The organism is Microbacterium sp. A93 (genome assembly GCF_051842835.1).
In genome coordinates this window covers 669,494-696,222 of record NZ_JBPXMT010000001.1, presented here as the reverse complement: position 1 = coordinate 696,222, position 26,729 = coordinate 669,494, and the positions used below count along the sequence as shown (strand labels likewise).

The following is a 26,729-nucleotide window of genomic DNA, read 5'->3' as shown; positions in this document are numbered from 1 at the left end:
GCAGTGCGACGGACGCACCTCAGAGCAAGTCTCGGTAGGCTGGAGAGATGGTCGCGCCAGGCATTCTTCTCGTTGACAAGCCCGGTGGGCTGACCAGTCACGACGTCGTCGCTCGTACCCGCCGTGCATTCGGAACGCGCAAGGTCGGACACGCCGGCACGCTCGATCCGATGGCTACTGGCCTCCTCGTGATCGGCATCGAGGGCGCTACCCGATTACTCACTTACGTCGTCGGTGCGGACAAAACCTACTTCGCGACGATTCGGCTCGGGCAGGCGACCTCAACCGATGATGCTGAGGGCGAGATTACGGTGACAGCGGATGCCGCGGCCGTGGCAGCGATCATGGGCGAGCAGATCACCGAGGGCATTGCGGCGCTCTCCGGAGACATCTCTCAGGTTCCCAGCGCCGTTTCGGCAATCAAGGTCGACGGGCGGCGTGCCTACGACCGAGTTCGAGCCGGAGAACATGTGGAGCTCAAGGCACGCGCGGTCACCGTGTCACGTTTCGAACTTCTCGCGCAGCGCGGCAGTGAAGGCCTCATCGATCTCGATGTCGTCGTCGACTGCTCATCCGGTACCTACATCCGTGCGCTCGCACGCGACCTGGGGGATTCCCTCGGCGTCGGTGGGCATCTCACGGCGCTGCGTCGCACCAGGATCGGTCCGTTCGAGGTAACCGGCGCAGTCGGCCTGGATGAACTCGTGGGCGCTGTGACGCTGACGCCGGCTGCGGCAGCATCACAGATACTGCAGCCGCTTGAAGTGTCTGCCGATGAGGCGCGTGATCTGCGCCATGGCAAGCGCCTTGCGGATCAGGCATCCAGGATCGACGGAGCCCTTGCCGCTGCGATCGACCCGGACGGTGCTCTCGTGGGAATCGTCGAAAAGCGGGGGAGCGACGTGAAAAGCGCCATGAACATGCCGGAGGAAGCGCGATGATCCTGTGGTTCACGATTGTTCAGATCGCCGTCGCCGTCGCCGTCGGGCTGTTCTGCGTGATTGCGGGGCTCACTGGCCGTCGCCCGAGCGACTTCACCGTCGGCGCCTTGGCACTGGTCGAAGTGCTGCTGATCGTTCAAATCGTCGTCGGGATCGTCTCGCCGCTGGCCGGCAATCCTCCCACCGGAGATCTGTTGGAGTTCTGGGTGTATCTCGTCTCCGCCGTTCTCGTGCCCGTCGGTGGCGTGATCTGGGCGCTGTTGGACCGCACCCGCTGGAGCACGGTCATCCTAGGGCTGGCCGCAGTTGCGGTCGCGATTATGGTGTGGCGCATGCAAGTCATCTGGACGATCCAGCTCGCGTAGCCTGCGGCGCTGAGCGGTGCCTCGCGCGATTAGGATGGAGGACGCTATGAGCATCACCGAAACCCGCACTCGGATGACCGGCATCGGCCGTGTCCTTGTCATCGTCTATGCCGTGATGGCGCTTGCTGCCACCGGCCGAAGCTTCGTTCAGATCGTGCGCAAGTTCGAGGAAGCGCCCCTGGCGTATTCGCTTTCGAGCCTCGCGGCCGTCGTCTACATCGTCGCGACGCTCGGACTCATCCTCGCCGGCCGTCGAGGCTGGTATACCGTCGCGTGGATCGCGATCGTCTTCGAACTCATCGGTGTCATCGCGGTAGGCATTTTGAGCCTCACGCTGCCGGATCTGTTTCAGCACGACTCCGTCTGGTCGATGTTTGGTCGGGGGTACCTGTTCATTCCTCTGATTCTTCCGGTGTTCGGGATCTGGTGGCTGCGCACCCATAAGCCTGTCGAGGCGGGCGCATGATCGTCTTCCGCGACCCCAGCGAGGTGCCGGACGACTTCGGGCCTGCAGCCGTCGCCATCGGAAAATTCGATGGCGTGCACGCGGGTCATCGGGCAGTTATCGAACGACTCAAGGTGGATGCTGCAGCATCCGGCTCGCGCGCCGTCGCCGTCACCTTCGACCGCAACCCGCTCGCTCTGCTGCGCCCTGAGCTCTGCCCGAAGAACGTGGTGTCGACTGAGCGCAAGCTTGAACTGCTTGGTGAACTCGGGCTCGATGCCACCCTGCTGCTCACCTTCGACCGGGCGCTCGCATCACGCGATGCGGAAGAGTTCGTGGCCGAGATCCTGGTGGGCGCGCTGCATGTGTCCACAGTGCTCGTCGGTAGTGATTTTCGATTCGGCCATCGCGGAGCGGGAACACCGGAGCTACTTCGCACCCTCGGTCCGAAGTACGGCTTCACCGTAGATGTGGTCGAGGACGTGTATCTCGAAGATTCTGAGCGTCGCGTCTCATCCAGTTGGATCCGCGAACTGCTCGCCGAGGGTGACGTTAAAGCGGCAGCAGAAGTGCTCGAACGTGCGGTCGATGTTCGCGGCGAAGTCGTTCATGGACTCAAACGCGGTCGCGAACTCGGGTTCCCGACGGCGAATCTTTCTGAGCTCGTCGATGCGCTCGTCCCCGCGGACGGCGTGTACGCAGGCTGGCTCGTCGACCACGACACCGGTGTGCGGCATCCTGCGGCCGTATCGGTCGGCACGAATCCGACTTTCGATGACGTGTTGGTGCGTCAGGTCGAGGCCCATGTGTTGGATGAGGATGCCCTCGATCTGTACGGCCATGACGTCACTGTCGAGTTCACCGAACGGCTGCGCGGCATGGTCGCTTTCGCCGGTATCGAGGCGCTGAAGGATCAGATGGCGGCCGATGTCGTCGCTGCACGTGCCCTGTTGACGGGTGAAGTACGCGCCTGAATGCCCGCCATTCGGCGTTTTGTCGTGGGTATGACCTAAACTGTTGTCAGATCTTCTTCCGGTGTGCGCCTCAACGGTGCCCTGATGAAGACCAGACAGTGTCCGCACGGTCCTGGCTCACGCCACACGCGGACTATTCGTACGGCACGAACCGCCTCTCATGGCGATTCGATTTTCACGCTCAGGAGGAGCATGCCGACTACGGCAACCGCCGCAACACGGCGCAAGAAGACATCCCGTCGCGACGACGATGCCCCGCTGATCCCGATTCTCGCGCGCAAGGTGCGCGAGATCGAGGCAAAGGCACAGCGCGGCAAGCTCGGTCCCACCAATCGGGTCAAGTTCCAGGTGATCGCCTTCCTGGTGCGCGAGGAGCGCGCCAGAGTGAAGACGGATGCCGCGTTCAGCGATTCCGCACGCGCCGAGCTGCTCAAGCGGCTCGACGGCGTTGCAACGATTCTCGCGAAGACCGCCGCACGTGACACGTCACTCATCCAGTTGCTCGAGGCAGACCAGGCCGCGAGCCCCGTCGCCAAACGCATGCGACGTGACTGGCTGCTGGAATCCGGTGCGGAACTAGCTCCGGAAGAACTCATCATCACTGATGTTGCTCCGGTGCAGGCGCCGGTCGTTCCCGCGGCCCTCGCAGAACGCCAGGTGACGCCGCCGGCTGTCGAATCACGGCAACTTGCCAACCCGTTCCTCGCTCCAGATCTCACGCCGCGCACGACGACGACACCTCGTCGCCGTTTGGACGGCTGGGAACTCATGGGTCCGCTGTACAAGGCGTTCGAGACCGGAGCCGGTGGCTCAGCAGCTTCCATGGAGCTGCCCCCGGTGCCGGAGTACGACCACATCTCGCCCAAAGGCCTTGAGGTCATGGTGCATCAGTCGCGCTTCCTTGAATCCGTGCGCGGGGGACACCGCAGCTTCCTGCTCGCGGATGAGCCGGGCCTCGGCAAAACAGCACAGTCGGTACTCGCGGCATCCATCGTCGACGCCTATCCGCTGCTCGTCGTGGTTCCCAACGTCGTCAAGATGAACTGGGCACGCGAAGTTGAGCGCTGGACGCCGCAGCGGCGCGCCACTGTCATCCAGGGTGATGGCACTGACATCGACGCATTCGCCGACGTGTTCATTGTGAACTACGAGATCCTTGACCGTCACCTGTCCTGGCTCAGCTCGATCGGGCTGAAGGGCATGGTCGTCGATGAGGCGCACTTCATCAAGAACCTTTCTTCGCAGCGTTCGCAGAATGTGCTCGCACTCGCGACCCGGGTGCGGGAACACATGCGTAACCCGCTCATGCTGGCGCTCACCGGTACGCCGCTGATCAACGATGTCGAAGACTTCGATGCGATCTGGCGTTTCCTGGGCTGGACCACTGGTGACAAGCCTGGGGCCGAGTTGATGGGCAAGCTGGATGCAACCGGACACACGCCCGCCGACAAGGCGTTCTACCCCGAGGCGCGCGATGCGGTGATCTCGATGGGAATCGTCCGGCGTAAGAAGAAAGACGTCGCAGCCGACCTGCCAGACAAACTCGTTGCCGACCTGCCTGTGCAGTTGGATGACGAGTTCGGGCGCGGCATTCGTCAGGCCGAGCGCGAGCTGGGCGAGCGACTGGCCGCCAAGTACCGTCGCATCCTCGAGGCGCGCGGTGACCGCGGTCTTGCCCCTGGTGAGATTGACGAGGACATCGTCCGCCTTGTCGCACACAACGAGCTGGAAGAGTCGAAAGCGGCCGGAACCGGCGGAGACAACGTCTTCACGATGGTGCGCAAGATCGGCCAGGCCAAGGCTGGGCTGGCAGCCGATTACGCGGCACAGTTGCAGCGCTCGGTGGGCAAGGTCGTCTTCTTCGCCAAGCACATCGACGTCATGAATCAGGCAGAGGCGCACTTCGCGTCCGCGGGCATCCGCTACGTCTCGATTCGTGGAGATCAGACCACGCCAGCGCGGCAGCAGGCGATCGATGATTTCAACGGCGACGAGAACGTCGGCATCGCGGTGTGTTCGCTCACCGCAGCCGGTGTCGGTCTCAACCTGCAGGCGGCGTCGAACGTGGTGCTCGCCGAGCTGAGCTGGACCGCAGCCGAGCAGACTCAGGCGATCGACCGCGTACACCGCATCGGACAGGATGAGCCGGTCACCGCCTGGCGCATCATCGCTGCGCACACGATCGATACGAAGATCGCTGAGCTCATCGACCAGAAGCAGGGCCTTGCGGCTCGTGCACTGGACGGCGAAGCGTTCGACGAGACCCCGAGCGAGTCTGTGCAGGTGGCAGCACTCATGCACCTGCTGCGTCAAGCCCTCGGGTCCTGACGTCGGAGGCGCAGCAAGGCGCAAGAACTGCACTTCTTTCGGGTCGATTCGGGGATTTTCTGCACGATCTGCAGAAGATCCTCGAATGGCCACGAATCAGTGCGCAAGATTGAAGGTTCTCGCGCCCATCGAATGGCGCGGGACTCTGATGCCCACTAGGGTCGAGATCAGGCAACGTCGCCCGTCCTACTCCCGAGACCTCTGAAGGCATCAGCATGAAGATCGGTATTCTTACCAGCGGCGGCGACTGCCCCGGACTCAATGCGGTCATCCGCGGCATCGTGCTCAAGGGCACCACCAGCTACGATCTTGAATTCGTCGGCATCCGTGACGGATGGCGAGGAGTCGTCGAGGGCGACTTCATGCCGCTCACCCGCCACGAGGTCAAGGGCCTGTCGAAGGTTGGCGGCACAATTCTCGGCACCAGCCGCACGAACCCTTATGAGGGTGATCGTGGTGGCGCAGAGAACATCGCCAAGACGCTTTACGGCCACAAGATCGATGGAATCATCGCGATCGGCGGCGAAGGCACGTTGGCCGCGGCCGACCGGCTCGCCAAAGACGGGCTGAATGTGCTCGGCGTGCCGAAGACGATCGACAATGATCTGCGAGCGACGGATTACTCCTTCGGGTTCGACACTGCGGTCAACATCGCCACCGACGCGATGGACCGACTGCGTACCACCGGTGACTCGCACCAGCGCTGCATGGTCGCCGAGGTCATGGGTCGCCACGTCGGCTGGATCGCCCTGCACGCAGGGATGGCCGCCGGTGCGCATGTCATCTGCATCCCTGAGGTACCGATGTCGATCGATGACATCACAGAGCTCGTCGCCAGCGCCCACGATCGCGGTCGCGCACCTCTCGTCGTAGTCTCGGAGGGGTTCAAGCTTCTCGGTATGGACGAGGCGTTCAGCGACAAGGGGCTGGATGCCTTCAACCGGCCCCGTCTCGGTGGCATCGGCGACCTACTCGCACCCGAGATCGAGCGCATCACCGGCATCGAGACCCGCGCGACGATTCTCGGCCACATCCAGCGTGGCGGCTCGCCGTCAGGCTTCGACCGCGTTCTCGCGACACGCCTCGGTCTGCACGCGGCTGACGCCATCGTCGCAGGCGCGTGGGGCCAGATGGTGGCCATGAAGGGCACCGACATTGTGCGCGTGCCGTTCGAAGAGGCTCTGGGCGAGCTCAACACGGTGCCGCGCTACCGCTACGACGAGGCTGCCGCACTGTTCGGCTGAGTTGTTGGCTGCTGGCTGCTGGCTGCTGGCTGCTGCGTCGCCGAAATCAGGACATCCGCCCCAGATCAGGAGGAATCTGCAGATTCCTCCTGATCTGGGGACTTCGTCCTGATCTCGGATGCTGTCAGGCTGCGAGATGCAGGCCCTGAGCCATCGCGATCCGGATGGATTCCTGCACCCACTTTGGTTGGAACAGCACCTGCTGGTAGTCGAACCGAAGCACCGTGAAGCCGAGTAGCCGCAGTCTGACGTCCGCGGCGATGTCGCGTCGACGGTCGCCAGCGTTGCTGTGGAACGCGAATCCGTCGAGCTGGACGATCAAACGGTCGCCGATCAAGGCGTCGACCGGATGTCCGTCGATCCAGACCTGCTGGCGTACGTTGACGCCGACTGCGCGCATGAGCTCAACGAAATGTGTTTCCAGCCCGGAATCGGACAGAGCGGATGCCAGCGCAGCCAGGCTGTTCGCGGCATCACTGTGCCAGGCAACTGCCTTCAGGATGTCAATGTTGATCAGCTTCTTGTTGAGGGCCGACTCCCAGATCGCCAGCGCATCGGCGCGTGGCTGACAGCGTGCGACATGGAACAGCACATTGATCAGCGGATCGATCGCGGCTCGGTGCTCATATGGCATCGGCCCATCGGACCAGTGCACATGGATGCCGTCGCTGTTCAAGCGTGCTGCAGCGGGGGACACCGCTACATGGATTTCATCATGGACTGGGGCCCACAGCTCGAGCGTCTGGGCTGCACTGACACAGGTCAGACGCCCTCCGACACGAGCGGCAGTGGCGCGTGCTGGATCGCAATCGCGTAGAAGGAGCCAAGACCGCCGTACGCGCAGCATCCGCCCGCTTTTCACGGAGGCTGCGACCGCATGCTTACTGAATCCGGCGGCGTAGATCTGGGAGCTGTGTGCGACGCCGTCACGCGATCGCATCCATTCTTCGAGGAACATGCGTCCACAATGGAGCCTCGGCCATGCCACGCGGAGGGCTAAACCCATGAATGGGGGAGAAGTGCCGAGTTTCGGCAACTGTGCAGTAGAGGACGCCGCGGCCCAAATCAGGACATCCGCCCCAGGTCAGGAGGAATCTGCAGATTCCTCCTGATCTGGGGACTTCGTCCTGATTTCGGGCGGGCGCGACCCGTGACCCGTGACCCGCGACGCGGGCGCGCGGCTAGGCGAGCCCCAGCGTGTCGAACATCCAGGCCAGCTCGAAGGCTCGTTCCTTCCAGGAGTTGTAGCGACCGCTCACGCCGCCGTGTCCTGCAGCCATCTCGCACTTCAGCAGAACATCGGATGCCCCGGCTTCGCGCAGCCGCGCTACCCACTTCGCGGGCTCGACGTACAGGACGCGGGTGTCATTCAGAGATGTCATGGCGAGGATGCGCGGGTAGGCGACGCCATCCTGCACGTTCTCATACGGTGCGTACGACTTCATGTACTCATACACATCGGCGTTGTGCAGCGGGTCGCCCCACTCGTCCCACTCGATCACGGTGAGGGGGAGCGAAGGGTCAAGAATCGAGGTCAGCGGGTCGACGAACGGCACGGATGCCAGGATGCCGGCGAAGCGGGAAGGCGCGAGGTTGGCGACTGCTCCCATCAGCAGACCACCGGCGCTGCCTCCCTCGGCAACCATCTGCTCCGGGCTTGTCACTCCGGTGCTGATGAGATGCTCCGCGCACGCGACGAAGTCGGTGAACGTATTGCGCTTGTTCAGCATCTTGCCGTCTTCGTACCACTTGCGGCCCATCTCACCACCGCCGCGCACGTGTGCGACAGCGAAGATGACGCCGCGGTCGAGTTCCGAAAGTCGCGCCACCGAGAAGCCGGGGTCGATGGAGTGCTCGTATGACCCGTAGCCGTACAGGTGTACGGGACGCACGTCAGCGCCCGGTTCTCCGAACGAGCGCTTCCAGACCATTGAGATCGGCACCTGAGTGCCATCTGGTGCCGTCGCCCAGGCGCGCGCCTGGGCGTAGTCGGCCGAGTCGTAACCGCCGAGTACCGGCTGCTGCTTGCGCAGCACCAGTTCGCGTGTTGCAAGGTCAAGGTCGTACACAGTGCCCGGAGTCACGAACGAGGTATAACCGAGCCGCAGGAACGGCGAGTGCCACTCGGGGTTTCCTCCCACGCCCGCTGAGTACAACGGTTCGTCGAAGGACAACTCGTCGACAGCATCCGTCGCGTAATCGAGCAGACCGACCTGCTCCAGGCCGTCGCGGCGGTACTCCACTGTCGCAAAATCGCGGAATGCATCCATGCCCAGCAGTCGACGTCCGCTCTCGTGCGCGATCACGACGTGGCGCTCGCCCTGGGGATCGGATGCCGCCACTGAGACGAGCTCGAAATCGAGAGCATCCTGGTTGTGCATGATGTAGAGGCGGTCCTCGCCGTCAACAATCGCGTGTTCGAGTGAGTACTCAACGCCCTCGGTGCGGGGCCAGACCAGCCGCGGTTCAGCCGTGATGTCGCCTTCCAGATCGACGAGGTACTCCTCGCCGGTGACGCTGGATCCGACGCCGATGACCAGGAAGCGGCGGCTGCGGGTGAGCCCCGCACCCAGCCAGAATCGCTCATCCGGCTCGTGAAACAGCGTCACATCATCCTGGACCGGGGTGCCGAGACGGTGCAACCACAGCGTGTCTGGACGCCAGGCCTCATCGCGGGTCGTGTAGATGATCCCTGTGCCGTCTGGCGTCAAGAAGCCGCCACCGGTCTTCGGGATCTCATCGGGGAGTGTTTCGCCTGTCACCAGATCGCGCACGCGGATGGTGTACAACTCATCGCCCTCAAGGTCGGGCGCCCACAGCAGCTTCGTCGCGTCATCCGAGATGTCGAAAGAGCCGAGAGAGAAGAATTCGTGGCCCTCTGCTTCGACATTGCTGTCCAACAGAATCTCCTCGCCAGGCACAGGAACGCCTGGCTCGAGTACCGGGGGAGTCCAATCGCCACTGACTGCGGCCGCACGACACTGGATGCCGTACTGCGAGCCTTCCTCGGTGCGTCCGTAGTACCACCAGTCGCCCCGGCGGGTCGGCACAGACAGATCTGTCTCCTGCACGCGGCCCTTGATCTCTTCGAACAGCGTCTCGCGGAGGCTCTCGAGGTGCGCGCTCTGATCATCGGTGTGCGCGTTCTCCGCCTCGAGATGCGCGATGACTTCTGGCGATTCCTTCTCACGCAGCCACTCATAAGGATCGTTGAAAGTGTCTGCGTGATGCGTGCGGATATGGGTGCGGCGAGCGGCGATAGGAACGTTGGTCACGGTTCCACGCTAGTCGGTGTCGAGTTGACCGATGCCGAGGAGGGTGCGAGGATTTATCTGGGCCGGTTAACGGAAGTAAAACCCACGGTGAACTCTTCGTTCAGCACGCCGATCACGTCGGCACATCCCTGCTTGAGACAACCGAAAGCGAACGTGGAAACCGCAGCCCTCATCGTCGTGCTGGTCATCGTGCTAGCGCTCTTCTTTGACTTCACCAACGGCTTTCACGACACCGCGAATGCGATGGCAACGCCCATCGCAACCGGTGCGTTGAAGCCCAAGACCGCCGTGCTTCTCGCCGCCGTGTTGAATCTTGTCGGCGCCTTCCTCTCGACCGAGGTCGCCAAGACAGTGTCCGGGGGCATCGTCCGTGAGGATGCCATCATCAAGATGGGTGCGGATGTCTTCCTGCCGCTGATCTTCGCTGGACTCATCGGTGCGATCACGTGGAACATGCTCACGTGGCTCCTCGGCCTGCCGTCGAGTTCATCGCACGCGCTGTTCGGCGGTCTCATCGGAGCAACCCTCATCGGCGTCGGTACCAGTGGCATCGACTTCGGAATGGTCCTGTCCAAGATCATTCTGCCTGCGCTTATCGCGCCGGTCACTGCGGGCCTCATCGCGCTGCTGGTAACCAAGATCGCCTACTCGATCACTCGTCGCTACGACAACAAGCCGGACGGGCGCGACGGCTTCCGTTGGGGGCAGATCTTCACCTCGTCGCTCGTCGCCCTCGCGCACGGAACTAATGACGCGCAGAAGACCATGGGCGTGATCACGCTCGCTCTCATCACCGTCGGCTGGCAATCCGGCGAGCACCACGAACCAGAGTTCTGGGTGATCGTGGCCTGCGCCTTCACCATCGCGCTCGGTACGTACCTCGGCGGCTGGCGCATCATCCGTACCCTCGGTAAGGGACTCACCGACGTCAAGCCGGCGCAGGGCTTTGCCGCTGAGAGTTCCACAGCCGCGACGATCCTCGCCTCCAGCGCACTCGGCTTTGCGCTCTCGACGACACAGGTCGCCTCCGGCTCTGTCATCGGCTCCGGGCTCGGACGCCGTGGTTCCACGGTGCGCTGGGGCACTGCAGGCCGCATCGCGATCGGTTGGGTGCTGACGCTTCCGGCTGCAGGCGGCGTCGGTGCACTTGCCGCACTGCTGGTGGTGTGGCTGGGCAACTGGGGTATCGCGATCGATGCGGTTCTTGCGCTCGCTGTGATCGTCGGACTCTTCATGCGCTCCCGTCGTGACGCGGTCACCTCGGAGAACGCGATGAGTGATGTCGCGGAGTCTGGCCACGCGATTGAGCTTCCAGACACGCCGCCGCCCACGCGTCGCCAGCAGCGCATCGAGGAAGCGAGAGCTGAGCTCAAGGCCCGAGCCAAGGCCAAGGCCGAAGCGAAGGCCAAGGCGAAGTCCGAGGGCAAGTCCAGGTTCAAGCCCAAGGGCAAGTCCAAGGACAAGGTGAAGGACAAGAACGGTAAGCGCAAGGGCAAAAAGAAGGCAGAGCCCGACGCCGGTACGGAGAACCTGCCTGTGACAACGACGCAGGAGGGCGCAGAATGAGTGTCGTCATCGATTGGTCCGCTTTCCTGCTGGTGTTCGCCGCCGCACTCATCGGCGCCACTGTCATCGTCACGTTCTACGCTCTCGGACTGCGCATGCTCGTACGCTCCGGTCATGCACCGGTGGTGTCTCCTGCGGAGTTCACAGATGCGATCACTGTCATCACTGACAAAGAGGCCAGTCGTGCGGCCAAGCAGGCTGCCAAGGCAGCACGGAAGAACCCGCTGACCCCAGGGCAGAAGCGTGTTGCGCTTGTCGGCGCCTACGCCTGTTTCGGGGTGTGTGCTGCGGCTGTGCTCGCTGGCATCCTCATCATCGTGGTGGGTCACTGATACGACTCATTCGCGTGATACGACTCATTCGCGTGCGGACACACGAGGCATAGACTGAGATCATCACCGTAATTTCGCCACGACCCACAAGGATGTGACATGGCTTCTGCCGCGCCCACTGCTACTCGCACCGAGACCGATTCTCTCGGGAGCATGGAAATTCCCGCCGAAGCATATTGGGGCGTTCACACGGCCCGCGCTGTCGAAAACTTCCCGATCGCGAAGCGGCCGATTTCGGTCTACCCCGATCTGATTCGCGGTCTCGCCATGGTCAAGCAGGCCAGTGCGCGGGCGAACAAAGAGATCGGCGTTCTGGATGCCGAGCGAGCAGATCTCATTGATGCTGCCTCGCAGCGAGTGATCGACGGCGAGTTCCACGATCAGTTCACGGTCGGTGTCATCCAGGGCGGTGCTGGTACCTCGACGAACATGAACGCCAACGAGGTCATCACCAATATCGCCCTCGAGATGGCCGGACGAGAGAAGGGTGACTATGCCTTCCTCGGTCCCATCGACCACACCAACCGTAGCCAGTCCACGAACGACGTCTATCCGACGGCGATCAAGATCGGGCTGTCACTGACCCTGCGTTCGCTGCTGGACGAGCTCGACCTCCTGCGTCGCTCGTTCCTCGGCAAGGCTGGCGAGTTTCACAATGTGCTGAAAGTTGGGCGTACCCAGCTGCAGGATGCCGTGCCGATGACGCTCGGCCAAGAGTTCCACGGGTTCGCGACGACGTTGGGGGAGGATCACGCTCGCCTCACCGAGAATGCGACGCTCATGTTCGAGATCAACATGGGCGCTACTGCGATCGGCACAGGCATCACGACCCACGCTGGCTACGCCCCGTATGTGCTGAAGCACCTGCGTCAGATTTCTGGGCTTGATCTGGAGACCGCGACAGACCTCGTCGAGTCGACGAGCGATACCGGTGCCTTCATGTCGTTCTCGTCATCACTCAAGCGCAATGCCATCAAGCTTTCGAAGATCTGCAACGATCTGCGTCTGCTGTCTTCCGGTCCGCAGGCGGGCTTCGGTGAGATCAATCTTCCCGCGATGCAGGCCGGATCGAGCATCATGCCGGGCAAGGTCAACCCCGTGATCCCCGAGGCAGTGAACCAGGTGGCCTTCGCAGTGGTCGGCGCGGACATGACTGTCACTATGGCGGTCGAGGCTGGTCAGCTACAGCTCAACGCCTTCGAGCCCGTGATCGCGCACTCGATCTTCCAATCGATCACATGGATGCGACAGGCGATGTGGACTCTGCGCGTCAACTGTGTGGATGGCATCACCGCGAACGAAGACCGCCTCGGCGCCATGGTCGGCGCCTCGGTCGGTGTCATCACCGCGCTGACGCCGTTCATCGGCTACGCAGCGGCTGCGGCTCTGGCGAAGGCCGCGCTGCTGACGAACCGCAGTGTCGCAGATCTCGTCGTCGAGGCAGAGCTGATGTCTCGCGAAGAGGTCACCAAACAGCTTTCGCCGGCACGTCTGTCCGGGCTGGAGGCAATCACCTCGGCCATCACGGTGATCTCGCCGGATGACCTGATTCAGATCTGACGCCTGCGTCGCGACCCTGCGTCGCGGCCCGCAGCCGAGGCCCTCAGTCGAGGATTCGGCAGTGGGTGGTCAGCTCCCCGATACCGTCGATTCCGACGGTCACGGTGGAGCGGTCCCGGAGGAAGATCTGCGGGTTACGTGAATAGCCGGCGCCGCCTGGACTTCCCGTGGAGATGAGCGTTCCCGGCTGCAGGGTGATCGACTGTGACAGGTGCGCGATGAGCTTGGCGACAGGTCTGACCATCTGCTCGGTCGAGGCATCCTGCACGGTGTGACCGTCGACGACGGTCCAGATGTGCAGATCCTGCGGGTCCGGAATTTCGTCTGCGGTCACCACGAATGGTCCAGTCGGTGTGAACCCGTCAAAAGACTTGCATCGCGACCACTGGGCCTCAGCAAACTGAATATCTCGAGCTGTGATGTCGTTGACGACCGTGTAGCCCCAGACATGATCGAGGGCGTCCTCGACGGAGACATCCTTTGTATGACGTCCGATCAGTACGCCGAGTTCGGCCTCGTAGTCGATGGACTCGCTGAGGCTGCGGGGCCATTCGGTTGTGGCCTCGTGTCCGGTGAGTGAGTTCGGCCAGAGCGTGAAAACAGTCGGCGCGGTGTCGGTCTTCAGTCCGAGCTCACTGGAATGCGCGGCATAGTTCAGCCCGACGGCAAGTATCACCGGTGGATTCACTACTGCAGAGCCGAAGCTGAAACTGGCGAGCGGATGCCGCGCTGCCGCGCCTGTAGCGAGTGCTGCCCGCAGCGCAGTCAGTGTCTCCTCACCCCCCTCGATGAGATCCTGGAGAGTGAGGGGTGCGGATGAGAGGAGTTCGGCGACCATGATGGCAGCGGAGTCCTCGATGACCGCGAGCTGGATGTCGGAACTGTCTGGCCGGCGAAGATGGGCGAAACGCATACTGTCTACGTTATCGGTCGTGCGTTGCGACTGGCCTGAACAGTACCCCTAGGCTTTGGCTATGACATTCGGAGGACCGGCACAGCCGCACTACGCCCCGCCGGCTCAGCAGCCCACATATGCATCGACTCTCGCGCAGCCCGTGAGCTATTCTCCGCCGGCTCCGGTCGCGCCTGTTTCGGCCCCTGCGCTGCCGACGCTGCCGGTTCCCGCGAAGCGGGGACGAACGGTATCGATATGGCTGTTCGGCGTGCTGGGATTCGCACTCGTCCTTCTGATCGCCTACTTCGTGTCGGCGCTGGGGGTTGTGGCATCCGGAATCGGCCTCGTCCTCGCACTGATCCCGCTCACCATCGTTTTCCTCGGTGTGTACATCATCGATCGATGGGAACCGGAACCGAAGCTGTTCATCGCCTTCGCGATCGCCTGGGGCGCCATCGCAGCCGTTGGCATCACGCTGCTCGTCGATCTCGCAATCACTTTGCTCATCGGCTTCCGTTCTGATTCGCTCACTGCGGTCGTTCAGGCGCCGATCGTCGAAGAGCTCGCCAAAGGCTTGGGGATCTTCCTCATCTTCGTGATCGGTAAGCGGGCTTTCGATGGACCAGTCGACGGAATCGTCTACGGAGCATTGATCGGCGGTGGCTTCGCTTTCACCGAGAACATTCAGTACTTCGCGATCAGTCTGATCGAGGGGGGCGGGGCGAACCTGACCGCGACGTTCGTGATGCGCGGACTGCTCTCGCCCTTCGCACATGCAATGTTCACAGCGCTGACCGGGTTCGCGATAGGGCTGGCAGTACGCCGTCACGCCTCTACCGGTGCAGTGCTTCGCACAGGTGCGCTCGGATTGCTCGGAGCGGTGCTTTTGCACGGCTTCTGGAACGGCTCAGCGATATTCGCCGACTTCTTCCCGCTGTACATCACCCTGCAGGTGCCGCTGTTCATCAGCTTCATCTTTGCGATCGTCGCACTGCGCAAGGAAGAGGCCCGGATTACGCGAGAACGCCTCGGAGAATATGCCGGGGCGGGCTGGTTCACCCCAGAGGAAGTGACCATGCTTGCGACTCCGGCCGGACGTAAGGTCGGACTCAACTGGGCTGCGTCGCTGCGCGGTGACCGTAGGCCGCTGATGAAGCAATTCATCAAGGATGCGACGGCTCTCGCGGCCGTCCGCCAGCGTGCTCTCACCGGTCGTGACCCACTCGCGGCTGACGACGAGCGTGCACTCCTGACGCGCACGCGCGCGACGCGCGCGGCACTGCTGGCGTTCTGAGACGGCACTGCTGGCGTTCTGATCCGGACCGCTCCAGGCGAGACTCAGCGCCCGGTGCTGCGGCAATGCCTGCGAGGCTCCCGGGCGCTGAGTTGATCTGACACAAGGTTGCACCCGACCGCGGATGATGTCAATAGCCACTTCGCGAGACGGCTTGCACTGAGCGCGTCGAAGTGTTCGCTCTGGGCTGGTGCGCTCACATTGACCGAGCCGCACTGCTCCGGTTGGATGGAGTCATGACTGATCGCACAAAGCCCGAGTTCGACGCCCCGACCGGCCCCGCGCCCGCAGAGCTCGTCATCCGAGACATCATCGAGGGCGACGGCGCTGAGGCAAAGCCCGGCGACACCGTGACCGTGCACTACGCCGGAGTCGAGTTCGACTCTGGTGAAGAGTTCGACTCATCCTGGGGTCGTGGCGAGACGATCCAGTTCCCGCTGCGCGGTCTGATCCAGGGCTGGCAGGACGGCATTCCCGGTATGAAGACCGGCGGACGTCGCGAGCTGGTTATCCCGCCGCACCTGGCATACGGTCCTGCCGGTTCCGGTCACTTCCTCTCCGGGAAGAGCCTCATCTTCATCATCGACCTGGTTGCCGTCGGTTGATCTGACCGCACCGTAGGAAGGCCTCTGTTCCCTGTCGGGACAGGGGCCTTCAACTTTTCTTCTGAATCTCGGAATAGATACGCGCGCATAGAAGTTGTGTCTGTGTGAATGCCGCCACGCGGCCCTAATCTTTGAGGAGCAACTCCATGACCGCAATTGACATCCCCGGCTACCGCGCAGGCACCTGGATTCTTGACCCCGCACACAGCGAGGTCACCTTCAGCGTCCGCCACATGATGATCTCGAAGGTGCGCGGCACCTTCGGTATGAAGAGCGCGACGCTTATCGCTCCGGAGAACCCGCTTGAGGCGAAGGTCGAGGCATCCATCGACGTCACTTCCATCGACACCAACGATGAAGGGCGCGACGGCCACCTGCGCTCCGCAGACTTCTTCGACACCGAAACTTACCCGACCATGGAGTTCGTCTCCACTGGTGCGCGCGTCGAGAACGGCGACTTCTTCATCGATGGCGACCTCACGATCCGCGACACCACCAAGCCGGTCAGCTTCGAGTTCGACTTTGGCGGCTTTGGCACCGACCCCTACGGCAACTACAAGGCCGGTGCGTCCGCAACGACCACGATCAACCGTGAGGAGTTCGGCCTCACCTGGAATGCTGCGCTCGAAACCGGCGGCGTGCTCGTCGGCAAGGACATCACGATCAACCTTGACCTGCAGGGCGCTCTGCAGCAGGACTGATCACACTTCTCAGGCAACCCCGGGTCCGTCAGGGCTCGGGGTTCTCTGCGTCGTAGTCGCGGAATCGAGGCGTGAGTCGGACGAGCATCGCCACCAGTACGATCACGACGAAGCCGCCGAGCAGCGGCGGGAACCAGAGCGACGTGAGAGTTGCGAGTGTGCCGGCGTAAAGTGCGCCGATGCGCGGACCGCCTGCGACGACGATGATGAAGATTCCCTGGAGTCTGCCGCGGATGCTATCGGGCACAGACGACTGCATCATCGTGCTCCGATAGATGGAGCTGACATTGTCGGACGCTCCGGATGCCGCGAGTGCGATGCAGGCGGCAATGATGAGGCCGAGATTGGCCGTGGTTTCGCTGACCGGTGGCAGCCACGCGCCGATCAACAAGACCGCGCCGAATACGAGGATGGATGCCCCGTATGCCTGAATGGCACGCTGGATCCCTCGACCGTGCCAGCGATAACGCACGATGCGACCGGAGAACAGACTCGACAGGAATGTGCCCGCGGCAACCGCTGCCGTTAGTGCTCCCGTCGTGACAGCGCCGCCGCCGAGCAGTAGCGTGCCGAGCGCGGGGTAGAGCGCGAGTGGCTGGCCGAACGTCATCGCGATGATGTCGAGGATGTACTGCATCCGGATGTTGCGGGCGCGCTGGAGGAAGCGCCAGCCGTCGACCAGCGATTCCAATCCAGGGCGCACGATCGTGCCCTCTGGGCGCAGCGGCGGCAGAGCCCACAGCCCCATGAACATCGCGAGCATCAACACGACGTCGATCGAATACGTCCAGCCGTAGCCAGTAGTGGCCACGAGAACACCAGCGAGAGCTGGTCCGACCATCACCATCACGCCGATTGTGATGCCGTTCAGAGCGGATGCCGAGGCCAGCAATTCCCGCGGGATGAGGCGCGGGATGATCGCGCTGCGAGTCGCCATCCCGACGGAGTTTCCCGCGGCGTTGACTGCGCTAAGCCCGTACAGCCACCAGATGGTCTCGAGTTCGGCCCAGGTGAGCGAGGCGAGGAGGACAGTGGAGGCGAAGGTGATGACGGCGGCGATGAGGGCCACCTTGCGCCGATCGAACGCGTCGGCCAGCATCCCGCCGTATAAGCCGGCCAGGATCATCGGGATGAGACCGGACACCGCGACCATCGCCACTGCAAATGTGCTGGCAGTGAGTTCGAACACATGCAGCATCACCGTGACAAGAGTGAGCTGCCCGCCGAGCCCCGAGAGAGTGGAGCCGATCCACATCTTCGTGAACGCCTTGCTCGCGCGGAACGGGCGCAGGTCGATGAGGGCGTTGAACACTACACGAGGCTATCCGCTTGGTCAGGTGTCAATCGTTTCCGTTGCCCGGTCTCTGAGCTCGCCTGCGGGCTGGTAAGCTATTGAGGTTGCCGTTTGATCGGCCGCGGATAAAGAGAGCTCACACATCAGGTGTTGGGCGCCGCGCAGTGAACTGAAAGGGGATCCCATCTATGGCACTCGAATCTGACGCTAAGAAGGCGATCATGGAAGAGTACGCGACGCACCCCGGTGACACCGGATCCCCCGAGGTGCAGGTTGCAATGCTGACGCAGCGCATCAAGGACCTCACCGAACACCTCAAGGACCACAAGCACGACCACCACTCGCGTCGTGGCCTGTTCCTTATGGTGGGTCAGCGCCGTCGTCTGCTCGGCTACCTCCAGGACACCGAGATCGCGCGCTACCGCACGTTGATCGAGAAGCTTGGACTTCGCCGCTAAGGCAGCGCACCAGCGTAATATCGCACTTCTTCCGAAGGCCGTCCCAGGTGTGGGGCGGCCTTCGTCGTTTCCTGTCGCGGTCTGATCTGTTGCTTTCCTCATGGAAAGTCGGTAGCTTCGATTGGGATGACGAGCTTTCCATCAGGAAAGTAGACCAGGGGAGATGCAATGGAACAGCGTCCGATAGACGGGGCGGCGCCCCTGAACCCGCCCGATTCGGAAACCGCACACGCATATCTCGACGAGCTCAACCGCGTGCGCGCTCGTCGCGAAGAGCGAATCGATCGCCGCGCGTTGGCCGTGTTCGCTCTCATCAACGCGGTCGTCCTGTCGGTCTACGTCACGATAGCGATCTTCACGATCGGGGTGACGCAGGCGAACTCGTCGTTCCTCGTCTTCTTGGCACTTTTTCTACTTTGGGTCCAGCTCGGCACCGAGTATCGCGAAGGGCACGGCGCATCGAGCTCGTCGCTCTCATCGTCCAGGGCGGTGACCCTGTCGATCGTGGCGGTGTTGATCATCGTCGTAGTTGGCGGGCTCGTGGTCGCAGTGGTGGGCGTAGAGCTCCCTGTAGTCGCGCGGCTGATCCCCGGGATCGTCACGCTCTGCCTTATGGGTATCCCCGCCGTTCGTGATATCCGCCGCTCGGTGCGCCGCGAAGCTGCAGCGCGTAGAGGGCTGACGCGCTCGGAGCGGTGGGAGACCATCGTCATCGGTGCGATCGTCGCGGCAAGTGTCTGGGTGCTCGCGATCGGGAATCCCTTTGCGGTGCTCGGCTTCGCGATGCTTCTGATGTGTGGCTACCTCGCCTGGTGGGTCGCCGGTCGCATCACTGAGCGTCTTCCCGTGGTCGGCGCAGTATGGGCCTGGCCGCAGTGGTTGGCGTTCGCCCTCGGTGGCGTCGCGGTCGTCGCGGTCATCGTCGCGCAAATTATCGGTCTGACAGCTTCAGGTGTTGCGCCAGCGGGCGCCGTGATCATTCTGCTGCTGTTCATCGGTAGCGCGTTCCTGGACGGTCGGGATGGCTGACAAGCATCCGCGTCTGCGCCTGGATGACAACTTTGCCAGCCCCATCCGCTTCTCGCTCATGGCTGCACTGCTCGACGGGAACGAGCTCGACTTCGCAACCCTCGCCGATATCCTCCAGGTGGGCGACTCAGCGCTCAGTAAGTCCATCTCCCATCTGCATGCCGCCGGGTACGTCGCGACGCGCAGGGGTGATGTCGGAAGCCGTCCTCGCACATGGGTGCGCTCGACTGCCAAGGGAGAGCGCGCCTTCGCTGCGCACCTGCAGGCTCTTCAGGAGATCGTGGAGTTTGGCGGTCAGCGCGGCTGATCCGCGCCCACCAGATCCGAATGGTGAATCGCGGCGACATCGGGGTGTGCGCGCAGGCGCGATTTGAGGGCGTTCTCCCCGTACAAGCTGTGGATCGGGTTTGTCGGGTCATCCGTCACGCCACGGGCCTCGGCGGCAAGCTCTGCAGGCAGCTCGATGAGCGGCAGCTTGGCGTCCAGTGCCGGGTTGAAGAAGAACGGCACCGAGATGCGCTCGTCTGGAGCCGTCGGCGAGATGACCCGGTGGTTGGTGGCCTTGAGATAGCCGCCGGTGGCGTACTCGAGAAGTTCGCCGATGTTCACCACGAAAGCGCCGTCGACCGGGGGCGCGTCGACCCATTCGCCGTCGCGCTCCACCTGGAGTCCGCCCTTGCCTGGCTCGACCCAGAGCAGTGTGAGTACACCTGAATCTCGGTGTGCGCCGACGCCCTGCTGCGGCTCCGGCTCATCCGTGCCGGGGTAGCGCACGATCTTGATCAGTGTCGACGGTTCTCCGAAATTCGACTCAAAGTACGACTCGTCGGCGCCGAGTGAGAGCGCCCAGGCGCGAAGCAGCTTACGCGCGACCCCACTGAGGTGTGCATGCCATTGTGCGACCACCTCGCGCAGCTCAGGCTGCGCGGCCGGCCACAGGTTCGGTCCGATCAAGCGGTTGAAGGCGGGCCCGCCCTCGATGGCTTCTCGCTCCGGGCCGATGTCGATCTGCTCGCGCCAATCGACCTTGCCCTGGGTGCGCTCTCCGCCGACCCGCGTGTAGCCGCGGAAATGTGGGCTCTTCACGTTCTCGATCGAAAGCTTCTCCTCCTCGCTGAGCGCAAAGAAATCGAGCGCTGCCTGATGCAGGCGCGCCGAGAGTTCGGGTGTCACCCCGGTGCCGGTCAGATAGAAGAAACCGACGTTATGCGTGGCGGCGCGCAAGTCGTCGCGAAATAGTGCGGCGGCTTCCGGCCCCTCGTCGAGCCGGGAGAGGTCGAGGACGGGGAGGTTCAGATCAGCCATTACCCGAGGCTAGGACGATTTTGCATCGACTGCGTCGAGTATTGCGCCGCATTACCGTCGATATCCTGGATGTATGGCTCGTCTGTGGATTTCCCTGCGTCTTGTGTTGCCCGCCGTCTGGATCGGACTGATCATCGGGCTGAGTTTCATGGAAACTCCGCTGAAGTTCCACGCGCCCGGCATCACGACAGCGCTGGGTCTCGGTATTGGTCGACTTGTGTTCGTCGCGCTCTCGGTTGCGGGTTGGATCATTCTTGTCGTGCTCACGCTGATCGCCCAAGCCCGGCCTCGCGAGACCAGGCGAGGTTGGCTGCTGATCGGTGTGATGTGGGTGATCATGGCGGTCGAGTCATTCGTCATCAGGCCCGCACTCGCTGCACGTAGCGACGTCATCATCGCTGGAGGGGACCCGGGGGAGTCCTGGCTGCACTACGGCTACATCGCCGCTGAACTTCTGCTGCTCGCTGCGCTCGTCTGGTATCTCGTGCTCGGCGCGCGTCGCATCAAAATCGCCTGATCAGCTGTCGCGCGGGCGTCGCGAGCCTGTCGGATCGTCGCGTCGTGACGTGTCGCTGCCGAGCCGTTCATCCGAGAACAACCAGCGCGCCCGCGGCTCGACGAGCGGTCGAAACAGCCACCTGACCGGTTTGGTCGCCAGTACCAGTGCGATCACGACGGACAGCACGATCACAGTGGGCAACCAGATCCAGGTCGGCTCTGCATCGCGCAGTATGCCGGACTCGCGGAACGGGTAGAGCACGAACGAATGAAGCAGATACACGTACATGGTGTACTGCCCGAATTTGCTCCACCAGGTGGTGCGACGGGGAATCAGCACGAAGAAGGCGGCGCTGAGCAGCAGTCCGATAGCGATGAGGAGCAGACGGATCCCGCCAGACCACCACTCATCGCCGCCGAGATCTGCGTAGGTGTCGTTGTAGAAGAACCATTTGTCGAGGTCGATGCTGGCCCAGAGCTCTACCCAATTCCAGGCGATGAACGCATCCACAGCGAAGATCAGCACCGCGATCAGACGCAGCCACCACGGTCGGAAATCGATCAGGCGGAATCGGTCAACTACATCGTGCTCACGCAGCCACCAGCCGAGCACGAAGAACGGCAGGAAACCGAGTGTGCGCGAAAGGGAGAACGTGCTGTCGACGTTGTTGAGGTAGCCCGCACCAATGGAGATCAGCAGACTCCATACCAGGGGCCAGCGCAGCAGGGCGAGATACGGGAGCACCAGGCGGAAGATGCCGAGTGCGAGCAGGAACCACAGTGTCCAGGACGGTTCGGTGATGTTCGGGTTGGCTTGTCCCTCGACAAGCCATTTCGTCAGCGTCCACAGCAGTTCGAAGATCACATAGGGCACCAGGATGTCAGTGATGACCCTGGCCATCTGCTTCTTCGTCGGAGGCGTGGATTTGGAGAAATAGCCGGCGATGATCGCGAAAGCCGGCATGTGGAAGGCATAGATCGCGAGATACATCGCCATCGCGATGTCGGAGTCGTACGTGAGGCGCTGGATCGCGTGCCCGAGAACGACGAGAACGATGCAGGCGTAGCGCGCGTTATCCCAGAAAGGCACGCGCCGGCGAGGCCGCGCGATGCTCCCGGTGACCGGTCCGGTCGGTGTTCGTGCGGTACTGCTCATTCAATAAGGCTACCGGTCGGGAATAAAGTTGCGTGGATGGCGTTATCTCATATACATTCATTTGCATGGAAGTGGATGTCACCAGCATCCCTCGAATCACGGAGAACATAATGAGCGAACCAGCCGACACCTCGGGCATCCAGTTCGGACTCTTCACCGTCAGTGACGTCACGCAGAACCCGGTCACGGGTGAGACGCCTACCGAAGGTCAAAAGATCAAGGACGCGATCACCATCGCGAAGCACGCCGAAGAGGTCGGTTTGGACGTCTTCGCCATCGGTGAGCACCACAACCCGCCGTTCTGGTCCTCGTCTCCGTCCACCACGCTGGCCGCGATCGCGGCGCAAACCGAACGCATCATCCTGTCGACCTCGACGACACTGATCACGACGAACGACCCGGTGAAGATCGCCGAGGACTTCGCGATGCTGCAGCACATCTCCGACGGCCGCACCGACATCATGCTCGGACGAGGTAATACTGGCCCCGTCTACCCGTGGTTCGGCAAAGACATCCGTCAAGGCTTGCCCCTCGCGATCGAGAACTACGCACTGTTGCGCAAGCTCTGGGACGAAGACGTCGTTGACTGGGAAGGCAAGTTCCGCACGCCGCTCCAGGGCTTCACCTCAACCCCTCGTCCGCTCGACGGTGTGGCGCCGTTCGTCTGGCACGGCTCCATCCGCACACCGGAAATCGCCGAGCAGGCCGCTTACTATGGCGACGGATTCTTCGCGAACAACATCTTCTGGCCGAAGGAGCACTACCAGCGCCTGATCGAGCTGTACCGCCAGCGCTACGCACATTACGGCCACGGCGCGCCGGAGCAGGCGATCGTCGGCATCGGCGGCCAGGTGTTCATGCGCGCCAAGTCGCAGGATGCCGTGAACGAGTTCCGTCCGTACTTCGACAACGCGCCGGTGTACGGTCATGGCCCGAGTATGGAGGACTTCACTGAAATGACGCCGCTGACGGTCGGCTCACCGCAGCAGGTCATCGACCGCTACGCGGCGATGCGCGACACGTTCGGTGACTACCAGCGCCAGCTGTTCCTGATCGATCACGCAGGACTCCCGCTGAAGGTTGTGCTTGAGCAGCTCGACATCTTGGGTGGCGAAGTGGTGCCAGCACTGCGCAAGGAGCTCGCGAAGAACCGTCCGGCGAACGTCCCTGATGCTCCGACGCACGCAGCGCGCGTCAAAGCGGTGTACGGAGACGGTCCGAGCCGGCAGGCGCGTCCTGGCGTGAACCGCGGCGACAACCTCACCGCTGGTTCTCCTTACCAGGACACGCCTGCGCCCGCGGGTGCCTCATTCGGTCTCGGCCGGAAGGATGCATGAGCATGAGCACACGTCGCATCGCCGTCATCTCTTCGGGACTCTCCAATCCTTCATCCACGCGGATGCTGGCCGATCGCATGGCTGCGGAAACAGTGAAGCAGCTCGCTGAGCGGGGTATCGAAGCATCCATCGACGTGATTGAACTGCGTGATCTGGCGCACGACATCACCAACAACCTGCTCACCGGTTTCGCTCCGGCCGCGCTGGAGTCCGCCCTCAACTCGGTGTATTCCGCGGATGCGCTGATCGCCGTGACGCCGATCTTCTCCACGAGCTACTCCGGGCTGTTCAAGTCATTCATCGATGTTCTGGACCCGGATGCGCTCACCGGAAAACCGGTCTTGATCGGTGCGAATGCGGGGACGCCGCGGCACTCGCTCGCAATCGACTACGCGATCCGTCCGCTGTTCGCCTACCTGCACGCCGAAGCGGTCTCCACGGGAGTGTTTGCCGCCTCGAGCGACTGGGGTGATTCTGGAGACCAGGTCGCCCCGCTGGCGAAGCGCGTCGAGAAGGGCGCCCGTGAACTCGCCGAGGCCGTCGCGCGCAAGGAACCGGTCACCTCGACCGACCCCTTCGACCCGGCGAACTACCTCGGTGATGGGCGCTCATTCGGGCACCTGCTCGGAGGGCTCGCGGGCGAGTAGCGGCAGGCTCGATGCCTAGCGCGGCCATGGGCAGAAAAAGCCGCCACGAAAAGCAAAAAGATGAGGGCCACCCCGATCGGGGTGGCCCTCAGGCGGTCAACCGCTCTTGCGTCGGAACTCGCGCCGCGTCTGCGGGGCGTTTGCCGCATGGACGGCGGAGTCGCCATCCAGATGCGTCTCACCATTGCGGTGATGTGCGTTCTTCTTCTCGAGCGCTTCCTTAAACTTGCGCTTCATGTCCTCAGAGGAGGAGGCTGCGCCTTCTTCGGTGCTCATAGCGTCAGCCTACTCTGACGTTGGCGCCGCTGGAAAGAGATGGAAGCCGAGCGGTGAAGGAATTCGGTGCAACCGATGAACTCTCGGTGCAATGATGCGAATGTGTGCGGGAGGGCGTGATCGACGCGGCATCCTGACATCGTGAGAGTCGCTATCGTGACCGAATCCTTCCTGCCACACATGAACGGTGTGACGGGGTCTGTGCTGCAGATCCTGCGTCACCTCGAGCGCACCGGACACGAGGCGCTCGTGATCGCCCCGGATGCCGTGGACATTCCTCGGACGGTGCACGGCGCCTCCATTGAGCCGGTGACGAGCATCGCGCTGCCCGGGTATCGAGACGTTCGGGTGGGCACGGCGACCGCCCGCAGTATTTCTGCTTCGCTGGAGCGTTTCCGCCCGGATGTCGTGCACCTCGCCTCACCGTTCGCGCTGGGGTGGAGGGGCGTGTCTGCGGCATCGCACCGCGGTATACCGGCGGTCGCGGCGTACCAGACTGACATTGCTGCCTACACCGAGCGTTACCGTCTCGCGGCGACAACGGCGTTCGCGCAGAACCACATCGTCCGGCTGCACCGCAGAGCAACGCTCACGCTTGCACCGTCCGGCGAGTCTGAACAGCAGCTCGCCGCGCTGGGGGTCGATCGCCTCCGACGGTGGGGGCGCGGAGTGGATGCTGAGCGCTTTCACCCCTCGCGTCGTGATGAGCAGTGGCAGCGTGATGATTCAGGCAAGGTGATCGTCGGCTATGTGGGACGGCTTGCCGCGGAGAAGCAGGTCGAGGATCTGCGAGCTGTGCAGCAGCTACCGGGCGTTCGTGTCGTGATCATTGGAGACGGACCGTCGCGATCACGGCTGCAGGCGATGCTGCCGGGAGCTGTTTTCCTCGGCCACCTCGACGGTGATGCCCTTGCGCGGGCGATGGCATCTATCGACATCTTCGTGCACCCAGGCGAGAGCGAAACGTTCGGGCAGACCTTGCAGGAGGCGCACGCCAGTGGAGTCCCTGTGATCGCCACCGGACGGGGAGGACCGCTGGATCTGGTGCGGATGGGAATCGATGGATGGCTGTACCGCCCCGGTGACCTGGATGACTTCCGGATGCGGGTCGCCGACCTCGCCGGTGATGCGCGCAAACGGCGTGCCTTCGGCAGAGCGGGTCGTACCGCCGTCGAGGGACGAAGTTGGGAGACGATCTGTGATCAGCTGCTGGGGCATTTCGAGGAGGCGCGTGAACTGCACGGTGTGGACCGCTCGTTGCGCTCGCCACGCCTCAGAAGGCCGGAACTGGCGGTGCCCGCCACCGGGCGCCGCTGGCAGCGTTATGTCGCACTCGGCGACTCGCTGACAGAGGGCCTGTGCGATCCGGCTCCCGATGGTGCACTGCGCGGATGGGCCGACCGGCTCGCTCTGCTGCTCTCGGCGCGCGGTGGTCTGCATTTCGCCAACCTCGCCGTGCGCTCGCGTCGAGTTCGCGATGTGTGCGGCGAGCAGCTCACCAGAGCGAGAGAACTGCGACCCGACCTGGTGTCGATCCTGATCGGTGCCAACGATCTGGTGAAGTCGCATGTCGATGTCGAAGGGCTTGCCACGCAGTTGGAAGATACGGTTCGCACACTTCGCGAAGATGGTGCGGACGTGCTGCTCGTCACGCCCTTCCTGCCTGACCGCCGCGCCGCGCGCCTGTTCAGTGAACGTTTCGCCGATTTTGCGAGCCGGCTCGCCCGCATCGCCGAACGGCATGGGGCGATCCTGGTTGACACCGATCTGCATCCGGAGCTGCCTGCGCGACCCAACTGGGGAGAGGACCTCGTGCACTTGAGCAGTCGAGGTCACCGCTTCCTCGCATACCGCGTGGGGGAGATGCTCGGCGTGCCGCACGCTGAGACGCTCGGAGCACTCGACCAGGTGCTGCACGATGTGGATGCGACCACGCGAGCGGCCTGGTGGCGCAGACACGCGCTGCCGTGGGTATGGCGACGCATGCGCGGACGTGTGGCCGGTGATGGTCTGCTCGCCAAGCACGACGACTACGTCTACATCGGCCGTGCCTCGGTCATGGAACGGCGTATTGCCGGGCGGTGAAGATACGCCGCGATCCCAGATCATCGCAGGAATTCAGGCGCTCGCTGATAGGATGAACGGCGGACTGCTGTGTGCAGTTTTGCGTGCTCAATGCGCACGCGTACGTACGACCTCGCCCC

General features: G+C 63.0%; 26 protein-coding genes. 19 read left to right on the top strand and 7 right to left on the bottom strand.

All coding sequences use genetic code 11. The features are described from left to right. Window positions 1–47: 47 nt before the first annotated feature. The 6 genes from truB to ACSU1G_RS03485 all read left to right on the top strand — a co-directional run bounded on the left by truB (window position 48) and on the right by ACSU1G_RS03485 (window position 6,297). Window positions 48–941, top strand: coding sequence for a tRNA pseudouridine(55) synthase TruB (gene truB / locus ACSU1G_RS03510; protein WP_439278500.1), 894 nt, complete (start codon window positions 48–50; stop codon window positions 939–941). After that, window positions 938–1,306 (top strand): hypothetical protein, encoded by a 369-nt coding sequence (locus ACSU1G_RS03505; RefSeq protein WP_439278499.1) that lies wholly within the window; start codon window positions 938–940, stop codon window positions 1,304–1,306. Before truB ends, ACSU1G_RS03505 begins: the two co-directional genes overlap by 4 nt. Before the next feature lie 73 nt (window positions 1,307–1,379). Next, on the top strand, window positions 1,380–1,772 hold the full coding sequence (locus tag ACSU1G_RS03500; protein ID WP_439278687.1) for a hypothetical protein: 393 nt from the start codon (window positions 1,380–1,382) through the stop codon (window positions 1,770–1,772). After that, window positions 1,769–2,725, top strand: coding sequence for a bifunctional riboflavin kinase/FAD synthetase (locus ACSU1G_RS03495; RefSeq protein WP_439278498.1), 957 nt, complete (start codon window positions 1,769–1,771; stop codon window positions 2,723–2,725). The genes ACSU1G_RS03500 and ACSU1G_RS03495 overlap by 4 nt, the downstream gene beginning before the upstream one ends. 192 nt (window positions 2,726–2,917) lie before the next feature. Beyond that, window positions 2,918–5,053 (top strand): DEAD/DEAH box helicase, encoded by a 2,136-nt coding sequence (locus ACSU1G_RS03490; protein ID WP_439278497.1) that lies wholly within the window; start codon window positions 2,918–2,920, stop codon window positions 5,051–5,053. Between the two features lie 215 nt (window positions 5,054–5,268). Further along, complete coding sequence (locus tag ACSU1G_RS03485; protein WP_439278496.1) at window positions 5,269–6,297, top strand: 6-phosphofructokinase; 1,029 nt, start codon at window positions 5,269–5,271, stop codon at window positions 6,295–6,297. Window positions 6,298–6,421: 124 nt separating this feature from the next. On the opposite strand, the gene ACSU1G_RS03480 is transcribed toward ACSU1G_RS03485, so the two are convergent. Together ACSU1G_RS03480 and ACSU1G_RS03475 are read right to left on the bottom strand one after the other, a co-directional pair. After that, window positions 6,422–6,931: an endonuclease domain-containing protein gene (locus ACSU1G_RS03480; protein WP_439278495.1), complete on the bottom strand. Its 510-nt coding sequence runs from the start codon at window positions 6,929–6,931 to the stop codon at window positions 6,422–6,424. 547 nt (window positions 6,932–7,478) lie between these two features. Beyond that, a complete protein-coding gene (locus tag ACSU1G_RS03475; protein ID WP_439278494.1) occupies window positions 7,479–9,572 on the bottom strand; it encodes a S9 family peptidase in 2,094 nt (697 codons plus the stop codon). A 153-nt stretch (window positions 9,573–9,725) separates the two neighbouring features. On the opposite strand from ACSU1G_RS03475, the gene ACSU1G_RS03470 reads away from it, so the two are divergent. The 3 genes from ACSU1G_RS03470 (at window position 9,726) to ACSU1G_RS03460 (ending at window position 13,030) form a co-directional block, all read left to right on the top strand. After that, entirely contained in the window at window positions 9,726–11,138 is a 1,413-nt protein-coding gene (locus ACSU1G_RS03470) for an inorganic phosphate transporter (protein ID WP_439278493.1), read from the top strand. Then, the gene (locus tag ACSU1G_RS03465; RefSeq protein ID WP_439278492.1) at window positions 11,135–11,470 is read left to right on the top strand and encodes a peptidase; all 336 of its coding nucleotides are present in this window, start codon (window positions 11,135–11,137) and stop codon (window positions 11,468–11,470) included. Before ACSU1G_RS03470 ends, ACSU1G_RS03465 begins: the two co-directional genes overlap by 4 nt. A gap of 99 nt (window positions 11,471–11,569) precedes the next feature. Then, complete coding sequence (locus ACSU1G_RS03460) at window positions 11,570–13,030, top strand: aspartate ammonia-lyase (protein ID WP_439278491.1); 1,461 nt, start codon at window positions 11,570–11,572, stop codon at window positions 13,028–13,030. A 43-nt stretch (window positions 13,031–13,073) separates the two neighbouring features. Here ACSU1G_RS03460 and ACSU1G_RS03455 read toward each other — a convergent pair whose 3' ends face one another. Continuing rightward, a complete protein-coding gene (locus tag ACSU1G_RS03455; protein ID WP_439278490.1) occupies window positions 13,074–13,943 on the bottom strand; it encodes a fumarylacetoacetate hydrolase family protein in 870 nt (289 codons plus the stop codon). Between the two features lie 61 nt (window positions 13,944–14,004). Here ACSU1G_RS03455 and ACSU1G_RS03450 point away from each other — a divergent pair, with 61 nt between their 5' ends. From ACSU1G_RS03450 to ACSU1G_RS03440, 3 genes are all read left to right on the top strand, one after another. Next, window positions 14,005–15,219, top strand: a complete 1,215-nt coding sequence (locus tag ACSU1G_RS03450) for a PrsW family intramembrane metalloprotease (RefSeq protein ID WP_439278489.1) — start codon at window positions 14,005–14,007, stop codon at window positions 15,217–15,219. 236 nt (window positions 15,220–15,455) lie between these two features. After that, window positions 15,456–15,824, top strand: a complete 369-nt coding sequence (locus ACSU1G_RS03445) for an FKBP-type peptidyl-prolyl cis-trans isomerase (RefSeq protein WP_439278488.1) — start codon at window positions 15,456–15,458, stop codon at window positions 15,822–15,824. Between the two features lie 146 nt (window positions 15,825–15,970). Beyond that, window positions 15,971–16,525: a YceI family protein gene (locus ACSU1G_RS03440; RefSeq protein ID WP_439278487.1), complete on the top strand. Its 555-nt coding sequence runs from the start codon at window positions 15,971–15,973 to the stop codon at window positions 16,523–16,525. A gap of 28 nt (window positions 16,526–16,553) precedes the next feature. Here the strand turns inward: ACSU1G_RS03440 and ACSU1G_RS03435 are convergent, their stop codons facing one another. Next, a complete protein-coding gene (locus tag ACSU1G_RS03435; RefSeq protein WP_439278486.1) occupies window positions 16,554–17,837 on the bottom strand; it encodes an MFS transporter in 1,284 nt (427 codons plus the stop codon). 170 nt (window positions 17,838–18,007) lie between these two features. On the opposite strand from ACSU1G_RS03435, the gene rpsO reads away from it, so the two are divergent. The 3 genes from rpsO to ACSU1G_RS03420 all read left to right on the top strand — a co-directional run bounded on the left by rpsO (window position 18,008) and on the right by ACSU1G_RS03420 (window position 19,613). Continuing rightward, on the top strand, window positions 18,008–18,277 hold the full coding sequence (gene rpsO / locus ACSU1G_RS03430) for a 30S ribosomal protein S15 (RefSeq protein ID WP_439278485.1): 270 nt from the start codon (window positions 18,008–18,010) through the stop codon (window positions 18,275–18,277). Between the two features lie 168 nt (window positions 18,278–18,445). Further along, window positions 18,446–19,306: a hypothetical protein gene (locus ACSU1G_RS03425; protein ID WP_439278484.1), complete on the top strand. Its 861-nt coding sequence runs from the start codon at window positions 18,446–18,448 to the stop codon at window positions 19,304–19,306. Further along, window positions 19,299–19,613, top strand: coding sequence for a transcriptional regulator (locus ACSU1G_RS03420; protein ID WP_439278483.1), 315 nt, complete (start codon window positions 19,299–19,301; stop codon window positions 19,611–19,613). Before ACSU1G_RS03425 ends, ACSU1G_RS03420 begins: the two co-directional genes overlap by 8 nt. Here ACSU1G_RS03420 and ACSU1G_RS03415 read toward each other — a convergent pair. Next, window positions 19,601–20,611 (bottom strand): isopenicillin N synthase family dioxygenase, encoded by a 1,011-nt coding sequence (locus ACSU1G_RS03415; protein ID WP_439278482.1) that lies wholly within the window; start codon window positions 20,609–20,611, stop codon window positions 19,601–19,603. The genes ACSU1G_RS03420 and ACSU1G_RS03415 overlap by 13 nt on opposite strands. Before the next feature lie 73 nt (window positions 20,612–20,684). On the opposite strand from ACSU1G_RS03415, the gene ACSU1G_RS03410 reads away from it, so the two are divergent. Next, window positions 20,685–21,128 carry a hypothetical protein gene (locus ACSU1G_RS03410; protein ID WP_439278481.1) on the top strand — a complete coding sequence of 148 codons (444 nt, stop codon included), beginning with the start codon at window positions 20,685–20,687 and terminating at the stop codon, window positions 21,126–21,128. Here ACSU1G_RS03410 and ACSU1G_RS03405 read toward each other — a convergent pair whose 3' ends face one another. After that, entirely contained in the window at window positions 21,129–22,265 is a 1,137-nt protein-coding gene (locus ACSU1G_RS03405) for an acyltransferase family protein (RefSeq protein WP_439278480.1), read from the bottom strand. Window positions 22,266–22,375: 110 nt separating this feature from the next. Here ACSU1G_RS03405 and ACSU1G_RS03400 point away from each other — a divergent pair, with 110 nt between their 5' ends. Together ACSU1G_RS03400 and ACSU1G_RS03395 are read left to right on the top strand one after the other, a co-directional pair. Then, window positions 22,376–23,602: an LLM class flavin-dependent oxidoreductase gene (locus ACSU1G_RS03400; RefSeq protein WP_439278479.1), complete on the top strand. Its 1,227-nt coding sequence runs from the start codon at window positions 22,376–22,378 to the stop codon at window positions 23,600–23,602. Between the two features lie 2 nt (window positions 23,603–23,604). Then, window positions 23,605–24,249 carry an FMN reductase gene (locus ACSU1G_RS03395; RefSeq protein WP_439278478.1) on the top strand — a complete coding sequence of 215 codons (645 nt, stop codon included), beginning with the start codon at window positions 23,605–23,607 and terminating at the stop codon, window positions 24,247–24,249. A 96-nt stretch (window positions 24,250–24,345) separates the two neighbouring features. Here ACSU1G_RS03395 and ACSU1G_RS03390 read toward each other — a convergent pair whose 3' ends face one another. After that, window positions 24,346–24,525 carry a DUF5302 domain-containing protein gene (locus ACSU1G_RS03390; protein ID WP_439278477.1) on the bottom strand — a complete coding sequence of 60 codons (180 nt, stop codon included), beginning with the start codon at window positions 24,523–24,525 and terminating at the stop codon, window positions 24,346–24,348. 156 nt (window positions 24,526–24,681) lie between these two features. Between ACSU1G_RS03390 and ACSU1G_RS03385 the strand changes: the two genes are divergently transcribed. Next, window positions 24,682–26,610, top strand: coding sequence for a GDSL-type esterase/lipase family protein (locus ACSU1G_RS03385; RefSeq protein WP_439278476.1), 1,929 nt, complete (start codon window positions 24,682–24,684; stop codon window positions 26,608–26,610). Window positions 26,611–26,729: the final 119 nt, after the last annotated feature.

Bases quoted from the DNA above. Each gene is read 5' to 3' on its own strand.
- ACSU1G_RS03450 (WP_439278489.1), top strand. From the start codon at position 14,005: ATGACATTCGGAGGACCGGCACAGCCGCACTACGCCCCGCCGGCTCAG.
- ACSU1G_RS03440 (WP_439278487.1), top strand. From the start codon at position 15,971: ATGACCGCAATTGACATCCCCGGCTACCGCGCAGGCACCTGGATTCTT.
- ACSU1G_RS03480 (WP_439278495.1), bottom strand. From the start codon at position 6,931: ATGCCATATGAGCACCGAGCCGCGATCGATCCGCTGATCAATGTGCTG.
- ACSU1G_RS03505 (WP_439278499.1), top strand. From the start codon at position 938: ATGATCCTGTGGTTCACGATTGTTCAGATCGCCGTCGCCGTCGCCGTC.
- ACSU1G_RS03390 (WP_439278477.1), bottom strand. From the start codon at position 24,525: ATGAGCACCGAAGAAGGCGCAGCCTCCTCCTCTGAGGACATGAAGCGC.
- ACSU1G_RS03460 (WP_439278491.1), top strand. From the start codon at position 11,570: ATGGCTTCTGCCGCGCCCACTGCTACTCGCACCGAGACCGATTCTCTC.
- ACSU1G_RS03485 (WP_439278496.1), top strand. From the start codon at position 5,269: ATGAAGATCGGTATTCTTACCAGCGGCGGCGACTGCCCCGGACTCAAT.
- ACSU1G_RS03415 (WP_439278482.1), bottom strand. From the start codon at position 20,611: ATGGCTGATCTGAACCTCCCCGTCCTCGACCTCTCCCGGCTCGACGAG.
- ACSU1G_RS03420 (WP_439278483.1), top strand. From the start codon at position 19,299: ATGGCTGACAAGCATCCGCGTCTGCGCCTGGATGACAACTTTGCCAGC.
- ACSU1G_RS03410 (WP_439278481.1), top strand. From the start codon at position 20,685: ATGGCTCGTCTGTGGATTTCCCTGCGTCTTGTGTTGCCCGCCGTCTGG.
- ACSU1G_RS03455 (WP_439278490.1), bottom strand. From the start codon at position 13,943: ATGCGTTTCGCCCATCTTCGCCGGCCAGACAGTTCCGACATCCAGCTC.
- ACSU1G_RS03395 (WP_439278478.1), top strand. From the start codon at position 23,605: ATGAGCACACGTCGCATCGCCGTCATCTCTTCGGGACTCTCCAATCCT.
- ACSU1G_RS03445 (WP_439278488.1), top strand. From the start codon at position 15,456: ATGACTGATCGCACAAAGCCCGAGTTCGACGCCCCGACCGGCCCCGCG.
- ACSU1G_RS03495 (WP_439278498.1), top strand. From the start codon at position 1,769: ATGATCGTCTTCCGCGACCCCAGCGAGGTGCCGGACGACTTCGGGCCT.
- ACSU1G_RS03490 (WP_439278497.1), top strand. From the start codon at position 2,918: ATGCCGACTACGGCAACCGCCGCAACACGGCGCAAGAAGACATCCCGT.
- ACSU1G_RS03500 (WP_439278687.1), top strand. From the start codon at position 1,380: ATGACCGGCATCGGCCGTGTCCTTGTCATCGTCTATGCCGTGATGGCG.
- truB (WP_439278500.1), top strand. From the start codon at position 48: ATGGTCGCGCCAGGCATTCTTCTCGTTGACAAGCCCGGTGGGCTGACC.
- ACSU1G_RS03405 (WP_439278480.1), bottom strand. From the start codon at position 22,265: ATGAGCAGTACCGCACGAACACCGACCGGACCGGTCACCGGGAGCATC.
- ACSU1G_RS03465 (WP_439278492.1), top strand. From the start codon at position 11,135: ATGAGTGTCGTCATCGATTGGTCCGCTTTCCTGCTGGTGTTCGCCGCC.
- ACSU1G_RS03425 (WP_439278484.1), top strand. From the start codon at position 18,446: ATGGAACAGCGTCCGATAGACGGGGCGGCGCCCCTGAACCCGCCCGAT.
- ACSU1G_RS03400 (WP_439278479.1), top strand. From the start codon at position 22,376: ATGAGCGAACCAGCCGACACCTCGGGCATCCAGTTCGGACTCTTCACC.
- rpsO (WP_439278485.1), top strand. From the start codon at position 18,008: ATGGCACTCGAATCTGACGCTAAGAAGGCGATCATGGAAGAGTACGCG.